Origin of the sequence: Fuerstiella sp. (assembly GCA_022447225.1) — a bacterium.
In the GTDB taxonomy this organism is placed as follows: domain Bacteria; phylum Planctomycetota; class Planctomycetia; order Planctomycetales; family Planctomycetaceae; genus S139-18.
Genome location: JAKVAZ010000023.1, coordinates 1 through 21761, shown reverse-complemented (window position 1 = coordinate 21761; position 21761 = coordinate 1). Strand labels below are relative to the sequence as shown.

Here is a 21761-nt window from a genome sequence, read left to right as displayed (position 1 = left end):
GCTGCCTCGCAGCCGATTGGCCGAATCCCACAGCGATTCTTCAAAGCTGACGTTCTTTTTAGTTGCCGCTTTCTTTTTCTTCGGAGCAGCTTTTTTCTTGGCCATGTGCTGAGAGCTAAAATGCGGAATTTGGTTTCAGAGTGCGATTACGCGATGACTTTACTGTGCGTGGCAGCGGAACACTATCGAACCCGTAAGGGCTTGTAAGCTTCGCCTTTACCACTCCGGCTAGCATGCGGATCCGCACTAGGCGATTGGGGCGAAGGTCAGGTCCGCTACGACGCCCGGTGATCGCCGTTGTCGATCACGCCAACGCCGTTCTGTGGCTGCCGGTAAACGATAAGACTGCCCAATCGCTAACAGCAGCTGCTGGTTGAAACGCGTCTCTGGATGCGGGATAGTGCAGCACGATGAGATGATCAGCCGCGTTTCCCAAGTTACGCAAGTCGAGCGAGAGCATGGCCAACGATCCTGACAAAAGTCTGGGCGATCAGCCCAGCATCGCCGGAGCTGGCGGTGGTGAGGATCAGGGTCCACAGAGCCTGGATGATCAGGCTACGTTCGCAGGCGGTGCATTAGGCAGCGGCACCCAGTCGCTGGGCGATCAGTCCACCATGGGCGGCGGTGGCGGTACAGACAGCGACATGTCCTTCGACGACGGCATGGAAGTGGAATTCTGTTTACTGATCTCATAGGCCACCAATGACCACCATAGTATGAATGGCAAACGCAGCCACGAGGACGGATCTACTCACCACTTCGGCCTGAAAACGGGTGTAAATCAGTGTTCACCAGTGCAACCGATTGCAACACTCAGAACGCCGTAATACACTGAGTAAACGCTGGTGATCCAGTGATTTTGCGGCTGTGGTGTAGTGGCAACACGCCAGCTTCCCAAGCTTGAGATGAGGGTTCGATTCCCTTCAGCCGCTTTGGGCAAAACACGTTGGCATTCCTGGTGTTAGGGAAACCTGCTCTTCGGGGTATGTTGCCTATCGGAACAGCAGTGTATTGGTATGGGAGGCTGCCGAAAGAGCTTCAGCCATGCTGACATCCCACGGAGGAAACGGGTCAGGAAGCCGGAGCCATGTCTCAATACCTGCTGAACGTTCCTCATCTGTGAGCAAGCATTCCTGGAGCGACCTGGTGATGGCGTTCTCATCGAGCCCAATGCCAATAAAGACTAACTCCTGTCGGCAGTCTCCAACTTCGGGATGCCATTTAGGACCCAGCTCAGTCTTAAATGACGGAGAGTCCGGCCAGTGTTCGGGCGGAATAGCGGCCCACCAAAATCCCCCGAAATCCAGTCGGGCCACGCACCCGGCCTGCGACCAGACGCCGATTTTGTCCAGTCGACTTGCGAGCCAGAAGAACCCTTTGCTCCGCAATACACCGTCCCACTTTCGATACAGACGATCGTACAATCGCTGCGGATGAAAAGGACGTCTGTCCCGATAAACGAAACTACTGACGCCGTACTCTTCGACTTCGCTGGCCCCGTCATCACGTAGTGTCAGCTGCCAACCCTTGCTTTGTTTTGCGATTTCGAAATCAAACCGCCCGGTTCCGATGATCCGCGATGGTTCAACCTGACCGAATGACGCACGCAGCTTTAACGCATAGGGATTGAGTTGCTCGATGTAGGCTTCGATAGTCGCCAGCCTCTCTTCATCAAGCATGTCGATCTTGTTCAGAACAATCACGTTTGCAAACTCAACCTGCTCGGTCAGCAAATCGGCAACCGTTCGTTGATCGTCGTCGTCCGCCGCCTGTCCGACGCTCTGCAGGTCTTTACCAACGCGAAGATCATTCAGGAAATTGGCCGCGTCGACGACAGTGACCATGGTGTCCAGATCCGCAAGATCCGACAGCTCCTGGCCTTCCTGAATGGCAAAGGTAAACGTATCCGCAACGGGAGCTGGTTCGCTGATGCCGGTGGATTCGATCAACAGGTAATCGAAACGGCCTTCTGTCGCTAGCGCCGCAACTTCAGCAAGGAGGTCTTCTCGCAGGGTGCAGCAGATGCAGCCATTCGTCATCTCCACCAGTTTTTCTTCGGTGCGACTCAAGGCCGCATTCCCACCAATGATGAGTTGAGCGTCAATGTTGACCTCGCTCATGTCATTAACAATAACGGCAACGCGCAAGCCTTCCCGATTCGCCAGCACATGGTTCAGGAGCGTCGTCTTGCCTGCTCCAAGGAAGCCGGAAAGTACAGTTACAGGGAGTCGTTTCAACGCGCCACCGCCGGGATCGTGTACTTTCTGAGTGTCTGTGACACCGGCTGTTTATCGCGTTCCCAGTTGCGTCGGCTGAGAAAATGCCATGCCGACGCCATTCGGTCAGCACGGACAAACGGCCGCATCCAGGACTCGACGCATTCCCTGCGATACCGAACACCTTCAGTAGCACGCACCCACTGCTCATAGCCGGCGATCCATTGACACAGTGACTTCCAAAGTTTTCGGGCAACCTGCCACTGTACTCTGCCTCGCGGCCTGACGAAATTTGGAAGATCAGCGGCACTGTGAATCGCCAGTGAAAGCGATTCGACAGGAGCCCACTTCGGACAGAAATCGAAGCGGCCAAGATAAAGGCCGCCGAGGTCACGTCTTCCGAAGAAGATTCCGAAACCCCACATGCAGACATGGAGTGCGCCGTCGTCAAGTCGATAACATGTGGACATATCCGAATTGCCGCAATAGCGATGTCGCCCAAAACCGTACTGCATCAACAGATTGCCATCGGAATTCTCAATGTCTCTTCCCCAGCACCACAGCTGTTGTGACATCAATTCCAGACCGAAGTTGCGAACAGTCCGGGGCATACACCAACCCTGACCTGCGCGAGTTTTTCTCGCAGTTCCCGTGACCTGTTGTCGTACCGCCACTTCAGTCGTCCTCAGCAGCCACAAGTGACGCGGTGTTTGCCAACAACCAGGAGCACGCTGCTGCCAACTGCAGCCAGTCACCAGCAGAGCTGACGCCGTAACTCAATACGCTGGCGATCCAGCACAGGCTGGCTGCCATTTGGCCAATCCACTCAACTCGTATCGCTCGTGACAGCCAGCTTCTTCCCTCGTGGGGCGCGCCTGTCGCTCCGGAAGCCTTGTTCTGATGCGTCGCGTGTGTTGATACAATGAGTGCTTCGTCATTTCCCGTCAGCATGCCTCGCACTCCTCACCACAGCAGGAGAGGTCATCGAGGTACATGCCCCATTGCCGATATCCTTCCAGTTCCTCAGCAGGCAGTCCCAGCGAAGTGGCAATTGCTTTGGCAACCACGGCGAAACGTTGTCGATACTTGTAGATGAAACAAAACACCTGTTTGTCATGGCGAACGGCCGGACCACAAAGAAATATTCCCGGCGTGATGGTCGACTCATCGTGCTCATTCAGCAACGGGTAACTGTCATCTCGTTTCTCAAACAGGTCCGCAACCAGTTTGTGACTTCCTTCGAATCCTCCGGCAAAGAGCGGGGGAACTTTAGTGTGAAACGTCCGTCCGTCCTGCACCCTGACCTCATAGCCGTGGTCGGTTTGAGTAACAGAAGTCACAGAGGTATTGGGAAACAACTCCACGAACTCCGCAAACCATTCCTGGTCCATCCGTTCGAGTGAATAAGGAGACAGCGCAATACTGGGATCGGAGCTTCGGTCTTTCCACGGACAACCATTGTCAAACAATCGAACTCGCTTATCGCAACAGGACAGGTTGCAGGCAGCGTCAACACCACTCTCGTAGCCGCCGGCAACGATAAAGTCATCGCCCTCAAGTTCCTCATAGCTGACAATTGTGGCCGTATGTCGGCACAGATTGCTGCCCACGAACCCGCTGAGACGTGGGTATTGAAATTCGCCGGCAGCCCAAATGACATGTTTCGCCTGCAGGATGTCGCCCCCTGTCGTGATATGAAATTCGTCACCGAATTTCACGATGCGTTTGACGTTGGTTCTCTCACAAACCGGCAATTCAAAGAAGTTTGCGACTCCCCGCAGATGCGCGGCATACTCTTTGCCCGTCGGGTGTTCCACTTCCAGGCTGTACCCGGGGGAAACACCAATCGCGATGGAATTCAGATCAAGAATGCCGATCGAATTGCTCGGGAACGACGGTGTGATGAAACAGGTTTCCGCAGGCCATGCGGCAAATGATGCTCCAACAGTATCCCGTTCCAGCACAAGGTAATTTTCAATGCCTGCATGCTTCAGGGCAATCGAAACTCCTACACCTGCAGCACCGCCACCAACGACGACGACATCGTAAGCAGGGTTGTCAGCGGAAGCCGTCATCGACCGATCTCCCCGGTTTCGATTTCCGCAGTTCCAGCTTCGACCGGCAGCAAAGGATCCTGAAAGTCAGACCAGGCTTCAGGACCCTGCTCGTATTCAACATCCGTCAGCAAACACTGGTCAAGGACGTCTTCGATGCGTTCCTGATCGAGCCCCTGTCCAATAAACACCAACTCCTGGTGACGATCGCCATATTCACCCAGAAATCCGGAACGAATCTCCGCGATCTCTTCTTCGGCGGCAGGCCATTCGTCGTCAGGAGTTGAGGCCCACCAGGTTCCAGCCGGATCCATACGGATCGAACACCCCGCCTGTGACCAATCAAAAGCGTAGTCGTGACGTGAGGCAACCCACATCAACCCCTTGCTCCGCAACACTCCCGAAAACACACCGTCATCCCAGTCGTTCCGGATTTCATCTGACAGTCGCTGTGGATGGAAAGGGCGGTCGCGACGGTAAACAAAACTGGAGATTCCGAACTCTTCCGTCTCCGTTTCCTCCTGGCCTCGTGGAACGGCCAGCCAATCTGGCATTTCCTCCGCCTGTTCCAGCTGAAAACGTCCTGTGCCAAGGATTTCTTTCAACGGCACGCAACTTTCGGTTGCGTGCAGAACGTGTGCTTTAGAATTGAGTCGGCGAACGATCTGATTGAGTTGTTCCAGTTCGTACCTTGTGACCAAATCGGTTTTGTTAATCACGATCACATCAGCGAACTCCACCTGGTCGACCAGCAAATCAACGATGTTGCGATCGTCTTCTTCGCTGAGTCCCATTTGTCGATCAGTGAGATCATCCCACGATCCGAAATCCTTCATAAAATTTCCGGCGTCAAGGACGGTCACCATAGTGTCCAGTTTGGCCAGGTGAGACAGGCTGTTTCCTTCTTCGTCTTCAAATGTAAACGTCTCGGCAACAGGCAATGGTTCGCTGATTCCTGTTGATTCGATCAGCAGGTAATCGAAACGGCCCTCACGAGCCAGTCGGGAAACTTCAACCAGCAGGTCCTCACGCAGCGTGCAGCAAATGCAGCCGTTGGTCATCTCGACAAGTTGCTCATCCGTTCGAGACAGATCGGCACCGCCGTCGCGGACCAGCACAGCGTCAATGTTGACCTCACTCATATCATTTACGATGACGGCCACCCGCATGCTCTCACGGTTGGCAAGAATATGATTCAAAAGTGTCGTCTTGCCGGCACCCAGAAAACCGCTAAGTACCGTGACAGGCAAGCGGGATTGCTTTGATGGCAGTTCTTCGATCTGCATGAAAAACTCCGCATTTCCTACTGTGATTGAAGTGCGTATAACAAACGCGACGAACGACAAAGCCGCAATCAGCTGTGCTGATCGGCGGACAGTAACGGCAGGCCTGCTTCGCACCCTTATTTTTGCAAGTGTGATGCTCCTGCAATTAAATTGCAATAAAGGATTGGGGTTATTTTGCGACAGAGCGTTCTATCCGGACGTCTACTCACGACCTGCGGCGAGGTTGCAGTAAACGATGGCAACGACTGCACACCACGTCAGGGCTATTCAAAACTGCGGCGTCGGCACGAAGTAAGCCACTCCGGCCAGGAAAAACGTTGATCGTATAAACTGTATACGGCCCCGGATATTTGACGTTTCAAAATTTGTTGCGACCGCCATCAACGAAAAAAGCACCAAACGATGCGGACTGAGGGATTGATCACAGGCGATCAAATTTGATCACCGCCAGACTCGGCTGAGCCACTGATAACATCCCGAAGCTCCAAATCGCGGGGAGGGCCGGCAGTCGCATGTCGGGACCGGGGATCATCGCCAGGTCAAAGGTGCTACTGAAATCTTTATGTTAGCTGTCATCACCGCCGGGAGATGAGGAGCCGGCAATACCATGCTCGAACGTTAATCCGTCCGGGCCCGCGTTGCCGGAGTTACCAACACGGATACTGGGCCAGCACGGAACCATCAGATACACGCTAAGCAATTACAGCTACTCCCGGGGGGGGGGAAAGTTTCATCGGGGAAGGCCTTGTGTTTCCGTTCGGTTTACGGCAGAGCCTGTTGGCCACAGAACCACTGAAAATAATGGCGAAATTTCCCCGGCTCGTTAATCTTTTTTGGCTTCAGGGAAAGTAAGCCCCTGACACGTCAGCTACCGACTACCAAATTTGGGGTAATCACGGTTGTATTTGAGTGTCACGGAGTGCGCGGTATTAGAGTGAAAGAAAGATAACAACAGACTGGGTTTATCGGGGTTTCGAGTGTTTTTTGAGCCCCGCGAAAAAAGCTGCGGGACGTCTTCCCAAACTGAGATGAGGGTTCGATTCCCTTCAGCAGCTTTGGTGATGCTCCCCGTCGACCGTCCTCAAACGGCCAAACACGGAGTTTCAACCCACCTGGAACAAAAGTTCCTGATACTTTATAAATGTCCCCCGCAGGACACGGCGTTCTGACCTGAACAATCGTTCAGACTGTTCTGCCTCGACGCGACACTCGAACGGATGCTGGTGATGGCAAGTTCCGACTCGTCGCCAATGGCGACTTTTGTCGAATTCATGGAAGGTCGGTTTGCTCCACAGATCGCATCGCACACGGTTCTGCAGAGCAGTGAAGGTGAGTTCGAAAACTTTCCCGACCGGCTGAATCCCAAGCTGGTCACGGCGTTGAACTCAAGTGGTCTGACACGGCTGTACTCACACCAAAGTGAGGCGTTCGAATCGATTCGCAGAGATCAGGACACAGTCCTGGTTTCACGGACGGCCAGCGGCAAAACGTTGTCGTTCCTGCTGCCAATCCTGCATGAATTTCTGCAGGCCGATGCGCCCTTTGGTGTTGCGTTGCTGTATCCAACCAAGGCTCTGTCCCGAGACCAGGAAGGCACGCTGGGCCGGCTGCTGGAAGCGGCGGGTGCACAACCTTGCCTTGGCACCTTCGACGGTGACACCCCGCGTGAGGAACGTGCGAGGATTCAGTCGCAGGCAGACTTTATGATCACCAACCCGGATATGCTGCATTCCGGGATCCTGCCCAATCACAATCGGCGCTGGCGAACATTTCTGTCGCGTCTGCGTTACGTCGTCGTCGACGAAGTCCACACATATCGCGGTGCGTTTGGGTCACATGTAGCCAATGTTATGCGGCGGCTTGTGCGTGCCTGCGAAATGCACGGCAGTCATCCAACATTTGTGTGTTCGTCAGCAACCATTGAAAATCCACGTGAGCATGTAGAGGCGCTGTTTCAGCGTCCGTTTCATGTGATCGACCGTGACGGGGCCCCGCGACCACAGCGGGATCTGTATCTGATCAACCCGCCCGTGGTCGAAAGCCAGGGGCACGCACTGTATCGCAAAGGCCCCGCGTCAGTCAGCATTCCTTTGATTCGCAAAGCGACAAAGCTGGGTGTCCGCACGATTTGCTTTTGCCGCTCACGTCAACAGGTCGAACGACTGTGTCGCGCGGTGGTGGACGGACATGGTGAACTTCGGGAAAAGGTCAAACCTTATCGTGGCGGCCTTTTGCCCAGTGAACGCCGCAAGCTGGAACGAGACCTGGCTGCTGGTCGAGTCACGACCATCATCAGCACCAACGCGCTGGAGCTGGGGATCGACATCGGTGATCTTGACCTGTGCATCCTGAGTGGCCATCCCGGTTCCATGGCAAGCTTCTGGCAGCAGGCGGGCCGTGTCGGACGACGCGGATCACAGGCCCTGATCGTCTACGCCGCTCGTGATACGCCAATCGATCAGTACTTCGTCAATCATCCGGAATTCCTGCAGTCGGCTCCCATCGAACGTGCGTGGCTCAACGCCGACAATCCCTATATTTTGCTGCAGCATTTGCCCTGTGCAGCACACGAGCATCCGTTGCGGGAAGAAGAGACCGTGTTTCCCGAACCGGCATATCCGGCAGCTCTGGAAGTCCTGAGGGAGGACGGAAGTCTTAAAGAGTACCACGGCAATTTGCGCTATGCGCTTCGCGACTATCCCGCCAAAGGCGTCAACCTTCGGGGAATGACGGATTACAACATTGACATTTATTGCGGTACCGAAGTCATCGGCGAAATCGACCCCATCGGAGCACGCGGCACTCTCTACAAGGATGCAATCTACCAGCACCTTGGTCGTCGCTATATGTCCATGGAACTGGACCTGGACAAAAAACTGTGCCGCGTGGATCCGGTCAATGTTGACTACTACACCGAATGTGTCTGGGAAAGCCGCGTGACGATCACGGAATCACTCGACGCCTACGAACTCAATGGAGCCGGACTGGAATTTGGTTCCGTCAACGTCAACCGCCAGCCAAAGCTGTATAAGAAAATTCGGGAACGGTCACTGGAAAACATCGGCTATGGTCCGATCACGCTCGACCCCTTCATCTACGATACGGCCGGATTCGCACTGCGTCCGCCGGTGGAATGGTGCCGTGAAGTCGAACAGGTCGACAAGCGTCATATCGGTGCAGCACTGTACGGCCTGAGCTACCTGCTGCGGCTGACGGTTCCTGCGTTGTGCCTGTGCGACAAACAGAACATCGAAACCGACGTCTCACTCGTTGAACTGGAAAAAAACGACTGGAAGAGTGCCCTGTATCTTTATGACACCATCGAAGGCGGGGTTGGCTATGCAGAGAAGGTGTTCGAGATTTTTGCCCAAGCTCTGCAGCTGTGCCACACGATCATCAACGATTGTGACTGCACGGCCGGATGCCCTGCCTGTGTGACGGCTCTGCCGCCAGGCGTGACCGATACGGACCTCGAAGATCTTCTGGTGGAATCCAACGCAGCTGTGGCCTGTACATCCAGCCTGATCACGGTGCTGCTCACGGGTAAGATCGATCTGCCGCAGGTGTCGCAAGTCAGCATTGACGCACGTCCGGGCATCATTCCGCCTGAACCGGACGAAGAACACGAAAAACTCACGAATCGACTGGCCAACGCAAGCCGAATTCTGAGATCCAAACGGACACGAATCCATTGATTACAGAATCGCTGAGACACTGCCGAGGAATCGGCCCCAGTAAACTGGATCAGCTTCACAACGTCGGCATTTGCTCATGGCACGACGTGATTGAGCACTCGGCAAAGATCCCTCAGGGCATCAGATCGAATCTTCTGGAAGAAGCCCGCCGTTCGCTGGAAGCACTGGACCAGCAGAACATTGGCTATTTCACGGACAGGTTGTGCCCACAGGACAAATGGCGGATTCTGGCAGAGTTCTTCGATCAAACATCGTTCTTCGACATCGAAACCACCGGACTTGGAATCGACGCTGCGATTACCGTCATCGTTTGCTGGCATCAGGATCAGCTGCATACGTTCGTTGAACACGAAAATCTTGACGAGTTCCTGGATCTGCTCGACGACATCTCACTGCTGGCCTCATTTAACGGGGCGGGTTTTGATGTTCCCCGGGTGCTGGACGCTTTTCACATTCCCGGTCTTCCGTGTCCGCATCTTGATTTGCGGTGGCCGTGCTATCACGCGGGAATGACGGGTGGTCTGAAGGAAATCGAACGACACCTTCAGATGGCGCGGCCGAGTGACCTGATGAACACCGACGGAGAACTGGCCGTTGCATTGTGGTCTGCCTGGCGTGATCGCAAAGATTCATCGGCCCGCCAGCACCTGATTCGATATTGTTCGGCCGATGTACTGGCGCTCATCATTCTGGCTCAGCATCTGGGCAACGTCGAACGCTACAACCAGGAGGAATTGTGGTCGCATCTGCCGGCAGCAGAAGAACCCGTTACCGGCCACACGGCAATCGATCGCACGGCACTCACGGCCAGTCTGTTTGGCTCGGCCAGCCCCTCCAAACTCAGAATACGCCGCTAGGTCGCCGGATAGGTGGCCGCTGTTGGTCAGCATCATTGCGAAGAAGACGCGACAGCATCTTCGGGATGCAAAGTCGGATCGTTAAAGCCTGACCAGTCGAAGGCGTCTGCGAGGAGTTGGCCAAAGAGCAACCTGACCTCGCAAAACGGATCTTGATGTCGTCGGTGTCAGGCCTCGGCCGGCCGCGTTGTTTCATTGTGTGATTGTTCATTGTCGCGAATCGAACAGACGCACTGCCGGTCACCCATCACAATCCACACGATTTAATTCAAGCAGATCTCCAAAGAACGGCTTCTTCAGGTTCCGTATACTCGGTGCGAGCACTCGAAAATTGTTGAACACACGATCGCCTCAATTTCGATGGACTAACACACCCAAAGGAATGCCATTGATGCAACGACAAACACTCTTCCGACTTACTGCTGTGATCATTATCGGTTCAATTCTGACCGCAGATTCCGGCCAGGCAGCCAAACCGGTTCGTGTAGGGATCCTTGGTTTCGACAGTTATCAGGCGTTAGCGTTTACCCAGTTGTTTCACAACCCACCTGCCGACAATCCTGATCTTGCGGGACTGCGCGTTGTCGTGGCCATGCTGATTGCGTGGGAACCCGTCAACTTTGTCTGCCGACCAAACAGTGAACAATTCACACGAAGATTTGCGATCATCGCGGCTGTACCCAGGATTGGTGTATTTTCAGAATTTTTGACCGATACTGCGTTAATATCCAATCCGCAGTCGTGGTTCAAATTGACTTATTCCACATCTCAATTACTAAAAGCGGCGTCGCGACGATACAATACGAGACGTCCATCAGGCAGAGTGCCTTCCAAAATACGGCATGGAGACATCGATGAAGAAGTTCGTTTTCGGAACCATTGCCACAGTCTCGCTGTTGGCAACCAGCATCGGTCTGAGCGCTGACAGCAATGCACTACCGCAGTTGTCTGCCGAGCACGCGCAGTGCCGCGCACAGGTCCTTCCCAATTCAGGTGAGCAGTCGTATTGCAGGATTGCGTGGCGCACATCCGTCCTGCATGGTATCGTAGACGCTCAGAAGAACGACAAGCCGGTGATGATCTTCCTGATGAACGGTCATCCGCTTGGCTGCACATGAGGCAATGGTGTGAGCTCCAGACAGTTAGTCTGGACCGATCCCACGTTGCAGGAATTGTCCACGCTGTTTGTCTCTGCGGCCGATGAGCTTGATTCGGAGGGGAAGAATCTGGGGGCCGGCAACAGTTTCGAAAGCCACCTCGTCCGAAAGATCAGTGCTGGTCGACCAAAGCAGGGCGTCTTTGTGGCGACGCCCAATGGGTTGTTGTTGTCCGGGTCTCATGAAGCAATCCATGACCCTCGGAAAGTCGAAGAACACATGCGCCAGGGTCTGGAGAAATGGGCAACACTTTCATCAGCCGACCGACTCATGAGCAAGTCTGAGTTCGCCACGGCCGTGGCCGAGTTGGCCGTTGCTGAAGAGAAAAGCGGGTATCCTCACGACGGTCTCGTGTTGAGTTCGATCTGTCGAGACCTGCCCCGGAGTGCCACACCGGACAACTTACCGGACAGGAACGCGTACAACCTCGATTATGCGTGGTTTCGCAAAGACGAGGCGCGTGCTTTCGTGCCGGCGCAGCCGATCAAAGGTGACACACACGAGGTTCCGCGAGACATCGTGGAAAGGCTGGCCTGCTTCTACTTTGTCGATCTTGTCCGGGGCCACACGACATCCTATCCAAAAGAGGCGGTCGAGCGTGCGGAGTTATCGGCCGAGGTGATCGATGTGAAAGGAGACCTCGTCTCATTGCATTTCAAGGGCCGGACGCGGACGTCGGAAGTTCACGACGGTGTCCACATTGAAGGGAAATGGAACGCACCGGGACCGGGAATTCCGAAACTTCAAAAACGGGGGGTCGATGCCGAGCTTGAGGGTCAGGCGGTTTACGATCTGAAGACTGAAAAGTTTGTTTCATTCAATCTGATCGCGCGGTCGTCGCGCTGGGGCGGGAATGCCTACAATGGTCGTCTGCAACAGCGGGATTTTGGTCCCGCACCGATGGGGATTGTTCTCGAGTTAGCTGGAAAAAGTCCCGCCGAGCAAATCCCGCCACTGTATTTCAGATCGAAGGGTCCGTACCGGGTCGGCGGGTCATGGTATGGATGGGAATAAAACCCGGCACCGCGTGCGTTCTATCCAGCAGGCTGCGAGGTCTGACGCCCCGGACAGACCAGCAGGCGTGTCGATAGGGTGTCAGACTGGATTGTGGCTATCGGCCGGAAGGCCGGCGTTAAGGTGGATATGCGACCCAAAAGAGGCACTGACGAATTGGTGCCGGTGTACGCTTCAGCTCACGATTTGCGTCGATCATTTGACGACTGTTGGGCACGCATTGTGGAGCCAATGGTCCTGCGAGACCTGATGCGACATGCCAGCGTCATCACGACCGAGCCGTTTTACGTTGGGGTCTATGCAAAGCGGACGCTGCAGGCTTTGCGAACCGCAAAATCGCGTTCTGAGGTGACACCTGAGCCAAACGAACGGGCCGGATGAGCGTTGACCTGTAAAAACGCAGAGCCACCGGTGAGACTTGAACTCACGACCTAAGCTTTACGAAAGCTTCGCTCTGCCAACTGAGCTACGGCGGCTTTTGCGCATTCTGTTACGTTCTGCGCGGCAAAAGTATGCTTGTCAGGACCCGCAAATGCAAGACCAGCGATCGAGTGACTGATTACCACTCCGGAAGTCGGGATTCCTGCTGTCCGATTGATTACCATGGACATATCGATCCTGGATGTTGATCCGTCAACATCAGCTCCTCCACATAAACAGCTGTGTCAATTCCGTTTCGGAAACATCATGGTTTCAGCGATGCCACACCAATTCTGCGTCCGTAGGCGGTGGCCAGTTCTTCCGGAGACATGTCATAGTGCCTCTTCAGACTTTTCTGCCACGTGTAACCATTCTTGATGTCGTTGAAGAATCGCTGAAACTGATCTGTGTCCCGTGTTGCCAGCAGACCAATCATTGAACTGGCCAGACCATACTGCCATTCTTCGATCGGTTCCCTTTCAAAAAAACCGCCCAGAGTGCGGGTCATTCGGATGCGTGCTGCCGCTGTTGTCTGGCGTTCTCTGACCGCACGCGAGGATCGAACCGTCATGCCGGCAATCCAGTCTGCAATTCCCTCGTTCACCCACGACGTCACGCGGGCCGTGGACCTGTAACGGTGCACGTACCCGTGAGCCGTCTCGTGCACCAGGACAATTCCAAAAAACGACGGCGAACTGCCGCGCACGCACCCCACCACAACTCGCCCGTTCGGATAGGAATGACAGATTCCCTGAGCCCCCGCCACATCTTCGTTCTTCAGAACCTGACGTTCGAATGTATGAAATGAAGATTCCTGCATGAACGCAACAATCACCGCTTTGCCGCGCCAAACATTGTGTCCTTTTTCAAATCCAAACGACTTACCAAGAGACTCATTCATTTTATCCAGCTGAACCAGATAGGGACGGACCTGTCTGTCAGGGATGTCTGTCAGAAACAGGAAATACTCAGTCTGGTACAGCTGCATGTTCAGTGCGGAAAATCGCTGACGGACGGTCTTCAGAAATTCGAGCTCCTCATCAACACAGGCTTGCATCTGTTCGGAAGTTAACGGTTCCCAAAATCGATTCCCGGTCTGACGCAGTCGCCGCAACGCAGCCGTGTCCCGCTGCTGAACATCGATCAACAGGTACCGGCGTAACCTGCTCACATATTCCGGTTCATACACGGACTCCTCCACGGTGAGTCTCGCCAGATTTTTCATTTGCACACGGCGTGAACGTTTGCGTTCAGGTAACAGTAGTTTCACGGACGATAGAAATCTTCCACTGCGATCCAGGCGAACTTCTTCGATCTGCGCATCCTCATATGTGGTCCCGTTCTTCGTCACAATCGTCCCGATGTGTCCGTCCAGCGCCAGAAGTTCGTCGGGGGTCACTGCATATTCCAGCAGAACCGGGCTGAGTTCAGCCGCGTTTTTCCGGCGCTGGCCACGGGCACTCTGCAGCAACAGCAACATGCACAGTATGCTGGTCAACGCCCAGCCGGCACGTGAGCATCGATCTGTCAGAGGAAACAACATTCAGCCGCTCCGGACGATCCCGCCCTGCAGAAGTCAATTTTCCGGTTCCATTGTTCTACAGACGGCACTTTCGGATCCCGTTCTTCTTTTTCATCGTCTGTTCGAACAACGGCAGAGTTGATGAAATCGAAATTCGCAGAAGGATCTGTCACAAAGGCCGCGAGGTTCCGTCTCTGAACCGGACGGCTCATTCGTCATATTCCGTGCTGGTTTGCTTCATAGTCTCCGTACCTGCGTACCACTCACAGTAAGAATTCACATTTGCCGAACGGATCACATTCAGTGAGAATTGTTCAGGGAATTCGTGATATCCACAATCGAGCATCAATGAGTTTTTTTGAACCCGCACACATTCTGGCCCGTACCTTCATTGAATACGTGGAATATCACCCCGCGCTGGAGTCAACCAATACGTTGGCGCTGGAATTGCGAGACGAACTGCATCCACGGTGTCCTGCCCTGATTCTTACAGACCAGCAAACAACCGGGCGCGGGCGTGGCCGTCATCGCTGGTGGTCATCCGCGGGATCGCTCACCTGTTCGGTAGTGCTGGATGTGGATCAACACGGTCCGGCTCCCGAATCTCGTCCTCTGGTAGCACTGGCGGCCGGTCTGGCCGTTCGATCAGTGGTCGCAGACCTGCTGCCGGGCCACACCGTGACCACCAAGTGGCCCAATGATGTACTGATTAGCGATCAAAAGGTCAGCGGAATCCTTAGCGAACAGCACTCAACCGACTCGGGAAGCATCTTTGTGATTGGGATCGGCCTGAACGTGAATAACTCAACGGCCACAGCTCCGGATGACGTTCGACTCCGGGCCACCTCGGTCTTTGACCAGACCGGACAAAGCCATGATCTCACCGACACGCTGATCCAACTACTCGGGAAACTTCAAAGTGTACTGGATCGCCTGAAACAAAATCCGGTGGAGATTGCCCGTGAAGCCGCGCAGTTCAACCGACTGACCGGCAGTCAGACAACAATTCAGACTCCCACGGAAACTCTAACCGGACGATGCACCGGAATCGCGGACGACGGAGCGATACTGTTGAACGTGGAAGGAACCATCCGTGAAATTCGTGCCGGAACTGTGGTCGAATTCACATAGGCTTTATTTGGCAGATCCGGCAATCACAGGTTCCGGCAATGGTTCACCAGCCGAGACAAAATTCATCGAAACTGAATTCACACAGTGACGAATGTTATTTTCGGTCAGCCGTTCACCCGCGAAGACATGTCCCAGATGTCCGCCGCAGTTCGTACAGAGTATCTCGGTACGCATTCCGTCAGCATCAGCCAGTCGCGTCACCGCTCCCTCAATTTCATCATCAAAGGCCGGCCAGCCACAGTTGCTGTGGAACTTGTGGTCCGATTTGTACAAAGCGGCGTTGCAGCGTCGGCATAAATACGTCCCCTTGTCCTCCAGGTCCGTGTATTCACCGGTGAACGCCCGTTCCGTGCCTTTGTTCAGTATCACGTACTGCTCAAATTCGTTCAGTTCATTGTACTGCGTCGGTGTTGTGTCGGTGGTCACAGGTTCTTCCTTTTCGGATACGGATTCGTTCGTTGTTATTTCGTCCTCAGTGTCAGCAGACGGACCGACAGCCGGTACTTCGTCTGCAGCTGCAGGTGCTGCTGCTCGATTCGGTTCATCGACAGACAGCTCCGCGCATCCGCCAAGTCCCAGACAGGCTATCAATCCCAGTTTGGTTATTCGCATCAATCAGTCTCAAAATGATCCAGGTGAATCCGGCAATCCGCTTGCCTCAGGAGTCATTTGTAACCAATCAACTCACGGGATTCGATAGCGATACGCTAAAACCGGTCGTCTGCGACATTCGCCCCGGTGAATTGTGTCGTCTTTATTTTATGACGCAGCGATTTGTTCCAGCACCTGACTGATAACAGGGCCGGTGACGGTGGCTGCGAATTTCTGACGCACAGTTCGGCACAAATGTTTTGAAGTCTCAGAGTCCAGCTGACCAACGGCGTGCTGAATCGCCGGGGCCAAAGCGGTCGCTGAAGTTGCCGGATAGGTCCAGCCACGGCCCAGCTCCCGAATTCGTTCGGGAAATGCACCGTGGTCAGGCACGAGCGACGGCACGCCGGCCAGGGCGGCCTCCAGCATAAAAATGGCCTTGGGCTCCCGATAGTCAGCGGGTACACACAGCAGATCATAGGAGCTCAGCAGACGGAATTTATCTTCACGGGTCTGCGGACTGCCCAGCCACTGCAGTCGATCTGATCCAACAACGTGCTGTACTTCCTCAAGTCTGGTTTGAAACCAACGGCGGTGAAGTTCCGGCAGATATCCTGCAATCCTGAATTGCAGCGAGTCGTCCGATGTCGCGATCTGTTGGGCTGCGTTCAGAAAATTATCGACACCTTTCTCGGGACAGATTCGAGCGAAGTAACCGATTGTCTTTGGTCCTGAGTCGTTGAACTTCTCATCAGCCGTTCCAGGCTGCTCGCAGTCGATGCTTAAAGGAATTTGCAGAAACCGGTCGGGATCGAGTCCAATGGAGTCAGCCAGGTGCCGGACATACCATCGACTATGAGTGATCAGACGATCAAAATGCTGACTGTTATCGCGGACCAGATCGATCGAAGTTTGCCGCCAGCGATCCGGAAGCGCATCCAGAAAAATGTCATCGCCCTGCAGCAAACAAACGATTCGCCCGTGAAAACGTTGTCTGAGTGCGGGCACGATTCCTGACAAAAGTGCATTGCTGAACAGGATCAGATCCGGTTTCAGGTCTTCAACCAGCCAGGTCATTAATTGATGAATTTCATCTCGTTGAGGTCCGTGAACTCCCCTGAGCATGTCAACGGTCAACGGTCCCAGCCGGGCAGCATCAGTCGAACTGCCGCTTCGTATGAGCAACCGAAGAATATGCGGACGGTCGAGCCAGCTCTTCAGAAACCTCGGCAGTCGCGACCAGCCAGGCACCACGGAGTCCAGATACACATTGATTCCCCCCAGGAATACCCGATCGACACTGACGTTTTCTTCATCAACTTTGATAGGTGTGTAGGTGGGGACCAGGGTCACTTCGTGTCCGACATCGCGTAAAGCGCGCGCCAGAGTGTTGTCCTGCATACAGGAGCCGCAAAACATGCCGGCCCCGCCAGCCGTGATCATCGCGATTTTCATGAACCGTTATTACCTGGATTCCGCACGAATCACACCGATCCAACCGACTGGTCCGGTCATTGAGCATCTGCTTTGAACCTCAGCAGTGACTTCTGTCAAACAGGATTAATCTGCCTGACCTGGTGCTGCACTCAGATATTCAAGTGGCAGGAAATCCTGCTGAAACTCTCCTGACGACATTTCAACCTGCAACACAGTTGATTCGACACGGAGTTTCCCGTTTGAAGCGGGACTCAGCATCACACCTGCAGCTAATATATAAGGTCCGGCTCCCAATGGGAAAGTCGAACACGACGAACGAATTGTCTTCAGTTTCAGAGATCACAAACGAAGGATCACACTTCAGGCACGATCTCCACCGATTCCGGTTTTATGCTCAAAAAGATAATGACACAATACTCTTCCCCAACGCGTTTGGTTTTGCTGAATGGCACCCGCTGTTACCTCGTTTTTTATTCATAGATGAGTCTCTTGGTTGTGCAATTCATTTGTTCCGTTCGTGTTGTGTGCGCAGACCTGACAAGGAGAGGTTTCTCTGATGACGAAACTGTCGATCGCTGTGAAAACGGTGTTTGTGAGCAAGTCACTGACCAGACTCAGCCAAAATGATGCAGGAACAGCAATTTTCTCGATGCCAAATAATGTACCAGGTACCGATCTCAACATTTTCAGGAATGATCAGTATCATCTGACACGCCTGCTCCAAACGAACCCCGGTTTCACACGATTCAGCACAAACGGAACTGATTAACCAGGGAGACCTCAGGGAATTTTTCTGTCCGCTGCCATACACAATCACTTACAAACGACAATACACTCCGGTATTACAATGATCATGTCCACGAAACAGCGGATGATTTTCTGCTGCCTTGAACGCGACAAACGCATCAACCGGAAACCTGCGTGTTGCGAATCGAGAGTTCGAAATGAAGGTTGAACTTCTGCCATCTACCGTGAGCGAACCTGTCGCACGGCAGTTTTGTATCGGAGCAGTCGTCAACGACACCATCGCGATTGATGCGGGAACACTGGGATTGTTATGGCCGCTGGAACGTCAACGGCAGATTCATCACGTCTTTCTGTCACACAGCCACATGGACCACATCGCCACAGTTCCACTGTTTCTGGATAATGTCTACCAGGAAGGTGTGGAATGCCCGATCGTTTATGCTGACGAGGCGACTCAGCAGAGCCTTCGTAACGATGTATTTAACGATCGATTGTGGCCCGATTTCTTCAGGTTATCGACAGAACAGTCTCCGTTTCTGGACCTCAGGTTACTGGTCCCTGAAGTGACGGTCACCGCATCGGATTTAAGTGTCAGGCCCGTGCTGCTGAATCACATTGTTCCAAGTCTGGGATTCGTCCTCAGTGACCGCGAGTGTGCCGTGGCCTTTGTCTCCGATACCGGGCCGACGAAACGCATGTGGAAAGTCCTGTCGGAAACACCCAATCTGAAAGCCGTTTTCCTGGAAGCCAGCTTTCCCGACTCTCATCGCTGGCTGGCCGAAAAATCCGGTCACCTGTGCCCGGAGTTGTTTGCATCAGAAATCCGGCAGTTACCGGAAGGTCCCCGAATTATCGCCTGTCACCTCAAACCCGGTCACTTTGACACAATTGCCGGAGAACTCCGTTCTCTGGGTCGCTCCGATATCGAAATCGGTGTGCCGGGACACGAATACAGGTTTTGAGCAGATTCAGAATAAACGATCGATCCCCCGCAGCGGAATTGTGATCATCAACGGATGATCGAAATGAACCGGGTTCGATGTCCCGGAACAGATGGTTCTGCAAATTTGCCCGCTAATTCCAGGAGTGTTTATCGTATCCAGTGAATACGGCAGTCGTAGAATGCAGCCGATCCCGTTCGGAGAAACAGTGAGCAATCCAAAGAAAACCTGGTACCGCACAAAGCTATTTAATCTGACGCTTGGCGCTTGTTTTACAGCGTTGTGCCTGTGGTGGGCAATGGAAAATATGCGGCAGGGTCCGGATCCGGATCAGCCAAAATCCTGGACGCAGGTCTTTGCTGAAATCGCTGACGCTTTCAGCAAAGCGGACTACCGATCGTTGCCACTCATTTTTACAGCTCTTGCCCTGTTTTATGTGGTGAAGGCCTGGCGCTGGAAGATGCTGCTGGAACCCATAGGGCGGTTTCGTACGGTTTCCGATCTACTTCCATCAGTGATGATTGGTTTCGCATTTAACAACGTGCTGCCGGCTCATCTGGGTGAATTCGTACGAATGTTCGTGTTCGCAAGACAGCACCGAGTGCCAAAAACCGGAGTTTTTTCGAGTATCGCACTGGAACGAATCTTTGACATCATTGCGATTTTAAGCTTTCTTGCTGCCGGAATGCTCTTCGTTGACGTTTCCCGGATCGATCGTTCCGTTGTTATCAGCGCTTGGGTGTTTGCCGGAGCCGTCTGTGCGGGACTCGCCGGTGCAGCGATTTATCTAACCTGGACCGTTCCGTTTGTGGCTGCAGTGGAACGTGTCACCGGATGGTTTGTTCCCGAACATCTGAGTCGAAAAATCTCTGGAATCCTGGAGGCAGGAGCAACCGGACTCGCCTCCCTCCGCAGCGTCCGACTGCTGATCGGGATCCTGCTGACGTCGTATCTTCAATGGGCTTTAAACGGGTTCATGATCTTTCTGGCACTCTGGGCATTCGGGATTCACGTTTCTCCTCTGGTTGCCGCTATCGTACTCGGAGTTGTGGCCGTCGGAGTGACCGTGCCCTCCACCCCGGGGTACTTTGGAGTGATCCAGGTTTGCTTCGTCCTGGTACTGAAACTCTTCGTTGACCAGCCTCAGATGCAGGCCGTGTTTGCAGCATCCATCTACTATCACATGGCCCAGTGGATACCGGTCACGGCTGTGGGAATGCTTTATTTTGTCCGCGCCGGAGTCAGGCTCGCAGAGATCCGGACACAGGCGGAACAAAGAGATTCGCCGTCTCTCGACCGTGATTCAACCAGAGCGTCAACCTCCGCAACATCAACCGGCCCGTAAGTTTTCAAAAACCACCCGGAAACAGGAGGCCGTAGGCGATTGATCCGGATGCAGGTGAACATCATCGAAGCCCCAAACGGCAGATTCTCCCGCCAACGGACATGTTCTTATCTTCGGCATCCTGTTAACACAGTCGTGTGACATCACAGTCGTGACCAGGACCGGTAGCAACATCGACAACCCGGTCGCCGAACGGTACCACACGGAGATCTCGGAAAAAGTCCGGTATACGGTGGAACTTCAGGCTGTCTGTCTCATTATCCTGCGAACCACCAGAAAACATACAACGAGATAAACAATGCAGCAGGCGATGAGTGGATAGACGAGTTGAGGAAACGCGTCGAGCAGTCCCCTGGCCAGCCATGCCTGACCAAAGCACAGCGGTGTCATCGCCGTACCGGTTGCCAGCATCACTTTCCAGACCGGTATTCGAGTCAGTCCGGCCGCGTAGGAAACAATATCGGAAGACGTCAACGGATTGACTCGCAGTAGAAATATCAGCCACGGGCCGCGTTTTTCGACCGCGGTATGCAGACGTCTTAGCTGCTCTTGTGAAAACAACCGGTCCAGCCGGTTGCCACCCAGTGATCGAGTAATCCGGCACGCAATTCCGGCACCGATGATGTTGCCCGCCAGAGCCAGGGAACCGCCAATCAACGGGCCAAACAGTATGCCACCCGGAGCATAAAGCATGAGTCCCGGCAGCGGGGCAACGATCACTTCAACGGTCACCATCGCCAGGTACACAAGGGGCGCCCATATCCCGAAACCGGCAAAAAACAATTTGAGCGTGCCGATGCGTTCGGTGGCGCTGAGATCCTGGCGCACAAGTTGGTAAACAATGCCGTCGCTCAGCCAGGACCCTGCCGCTGCAAATGACAGCAGAATCAGCAATCCCGGCGCCACCATTCTTCGGTAATGATCCGCGGGCAACCTAAGCATTCAACGACTCATGATGCGGTTTGCGGGCGGTTGCTGTACGTTTGCGGTTCCCACAATCATTAGAAATCACTCCAGAAGAACCACATCAACTGCCCTTAAGGTCGTAAACCAGCAATTTGTCCTGGTCACGCAGGAACAGTTGACCATCGACAATCACGGGATGTGCCCAGGCCCGATTGGCGCTGCGATCAGGTTGCTCGAATCGACCGAGTTCACGGTACGCCATTGAATTGGCTTCCAGCAGGACTACGGTGCCGTTTTCGTGACGGAAGACGATCTTACCATCAGCATAAACCACCGATCCTTTCAAATCTCTTTGGCGCCACGTTGGTTTGCCGGTCCTGAGTTCAATGCACGTCAGAATATTGCTGCTGGACCCGTAGACATGGCCATTGATGTGGACCAT

At 54.0% G+C, this 21761-nt stretch carries 19 protein-coding genes and 2 tRNA genes; 10 read left to right on the top strand and 11 right to left on the bottom strand.

What is annotated here, in order from left to right; all coding sequences use genetic code 11:
• The first annotated feature begins 458 nt into the window (after nucleotides 1-458).
• Entirely contained in the window at nucleotides 459-695 is a 237-nt protein-coding gene (locus MK110_19465) for a hypothetical protein (protein ID MCH2213482.1), read from the top strand.
• A 166-nt stretch (nucleotides 696-861) separates the two neighbouring features.
• A tRNA-Gly gene (locus MK110_19460) sits at nucleotides 862-932 on the top strand.
• Between the two features lie 60 nt (nucleotides 933-992).
• Here MK110_19460 and MK110_19455 read toward each other — a convergent pair.
• From MK110_19455 to zigA, 5 genes are all read right to left on the bottom strand, one after another.
• On the bottom strand, nucleotides 993-2237 hold the full coding sequence (locus tag MK110_19455; GenBank protein MCH2213481.1) for a GTP-binding protein: 1245 nt from the start codon (nucleotides 2235-2237) through the stop codon (nucleotides 993-995).
• A complete protein-coding gene (locus tag MK110_19450; GenBank protein MCH2213480.1) occupies nucleotides 2234-2791 on the bottom strand; it encodes a hypothetical protein in 558 nt (185 codons plus the stop codon). Before MK110_19450 ends, MK110_19455 begins: the two co-directional genes overlap by 4 nt.
• Nucleotides 2792-2891: 100 nt before the next feature.
• Nucleotides 2892-3167 (bottom strand): hypothetical protein, encoded by a 276-nt coding sequence (locus MK110_19445; GenBank protein MCH2213479.1) that lies wholly within the window; start codon nucleotides 3165-3167, stop codon nucleotides 2892-2894.
• Complete coding sequence (locus MK110_19440) at nucleotides 3161-4291, bottom strand: NAD(P)-binding domain-containing protein (protein MCH2213478.1); 1131 nt, start codon at nucleotides 4289-4291, stop codon at nucleotides 3161-3163. The genes MK110_19445 and MK110_19440 overlap by 7 nt, the downstream gene beginning before the upstream one ends.
• Complete coding sequence (gene zigA / locus MK110_19435; GenBank protein MCH2213477.1) at nucleotides 4288-5556, bottom strand: zinc metallochaperone GTPase ZigA; 1269 nt, start codon at nucleotides 5554-5556, stop codon at nucleotides 4288-4290. The genes MK110_19440 and zigA overlap by 4 nt, the downstream gene beginning before the upstream one ends.
• 1226 nt (nucleotides 5557-6782) lie before the next feature.
• Here zigA and MK110_19430 point away from each other — a divergent pair.
• The 5 genes from MK110_19430 to MK110_19410 all read left to right on the top strand — a co-directional run bounded on the left by MK110_19430 (nucleotide 6783) and on the right by MK110_19410 (nucleotide 12660).
• Nucleotides 6783-9251, top strand: coding sequence for a DEAD/DEAH box helicase (locus MK110_19430; GenBank protein MCH2213476.1), 2469 nt, complete (start codon nucleotides 6783-6785; stop codon nucleotides 9249-9251).
• Complete coding sequence (locus tag MK110_19425) at nucleotides 9248-10108, top strand: ribonuclease H-like domain-containing protein (GenBank protein ID MCH2213475.1); 861 nt, start codon at nucleotides 9248-9250, stop codon at nucleotides 10106-10108. The genes MK110_19430 and MK110_19425 overlap by 4 nt, the downstream gene beginning before the upstream one ends.
• Nucleotides 10109-10499: 391 nt before the next feature.
• The gene (locus MK110_19420) at nucleotides 10500-11033 is read left to right on the top strand and encodes a hypothetical protein (GenBank protein ID MCH2213474.1); all 534 of its coding nucleotides are present in this window, start codon (nucleotides 10500-10502) and stop codon (nucleotides 11031-11033) included.
• A gap of 202 nt (nucleotides 11034-11235) precedes the next feature.
• Nucleotides 11236-12279 (top strand): hypothetical protein, encoded by a 1044-nt coding sequence (locus tag MK110_19415; protein ID MCH2213473.1) that lies wholly within the window; start codon nucleotides 11236-11238, stop codon nucleotides 12277-12279.
• 78 nt (nucleotides 12280-12357) lie between these two features.
• Complete coding sequence (locus MK110_19410) at nucleotides 12358-12660, top strand: hypothetical protein (protein MCH2213472.1); 303 nt, start codon at nucleotides 12358-12360, stop codon at nucleotides 12658-12660.
• Between the two features lie 22 nt (nucleotides 12661-12682).
• On the opposite strand, the gene MK110_19405 is transcribed toward MK110_19410, so the two are convergent.
• Nucleotides 12683-12755, bottom strand: a tRNA-Thr gene (locus MK110_19405).
• 209 nt (nucleotides 12756-12964) lie between these two features.
• Nucleotides 12965-14242 (bottom strand): hypothetical protein, encoded by a 1278-nt coding sequence (locus MK110_19400; protein MCH2213471.1) that lies wholly within the window; start codon nucleotides 14240-14242, stop codon nucleotides 12965-12967.
• Between the two features lie 282 nt (nucleotides 14243-14524).
• Between MK110_19400 and MK110_19395 the strand changes: the two genes are divergently transcribed.
• The gene (locus MK110_19395; protein MCH2213470.1) at nucleotides 14525-15352 is read left to right on the top strand and encodes a biotin--[acetyl-CoA-carboxylase] ligase; all 828 of its coding nucleotides are present in this window, start codon (nucleotides 14525-14527) and stop codon (nucleotides 15350-15352) included.
• 3 nt (nucleotides 15353-15355) lie between these two features.
• Here the strand turns inward: MK110_19395 and MK110_19390 are convergent, their stop codons facing one another.
• Nucleotides 15356-15964, bottom strand: coding sequence for a methionine-R-sulfoxide reductase (locus tag MK110_19390; protein ID MCH2213469.1), 609 nt, complete (start codon nucleotides 15962-15964; stop codon nucleotides 15356-15358).
• A gap of 147 nt (nucleotides 15965-16111) precedes the next feature.
• On the bottom strand, nucleotides 16112-17398 hold the full coding sequence (locus tag MK110_19385) for a glycosyltransferase family 4 protein (GenBank protein MCH2213468.1): 1287 nt from the start codon (nucleotides 17396-17398) through the stop codon (nucleotides 16112-16114).
• Nucleotides 17399-18324: 926 nt separating this feature from the next.
• Between MK110_19385 and MK110_19380 the strand changes: the two genes are divergently transcribed.
• Together MK110_19380 and MK110_19375 are read left to right on the top strand one after the other, a co-directional pair.
• Nucleotides 18325-19089 carry a 3',5'-cyclic-nucleotide phosphodiesterase gene (locus MK110_19380; protein ID MCH2213467.1) on the top strand — a complete coding sequence of 255 codons (765 nt, stop codon included), beginning with the start codon at nucleotides 18325-18327 and terminating at the stop codon, nucleotides 19087-19089.
• A 160-nt stretch (nucleotides 19090-19249) separates the two neighbouring features.
• Nucleotides 19250-20413: a flippase-like domain-containing protein gene (locus MK110_19375; protein MCH2213466.1), complete on the top strand. Its 1164-nt coding sequence runs from the start codon at nucleotides 19250-19252 to the stop codon at nucleotides 20411-20413.
• A gap of 240 nt (nucleotides 20414-20653) precedes the next feature.
• On the opposite strand, the gene MK110_19370 is transcribed toward MK110_19375, so the two are convergent.
• Both MK110_19370 and MK110_19365 read right to left on the bottom strand, forming a co-directional pair.
• On the bottom strand, nucleotides 20654-21355 hold the full coding sequence (locus tag MK110_19370; protein MCH2213465.1) for a VTT domain-containing protein: 702 nt from the start codon (nucleotides 21353-21355) through the stop codon (nucleotides 20654-20656).
• Between the two features lie 85 nt (nucleotides 21356-21440).
• The coding region (locus tag MK110_19365) for a PQQ-like beta-propeller repeat protein (GenBank protein MCH2213464.1) at nucleotides 21441-21761 on the bottom strand (321 nt) is incomplete at its 5' end.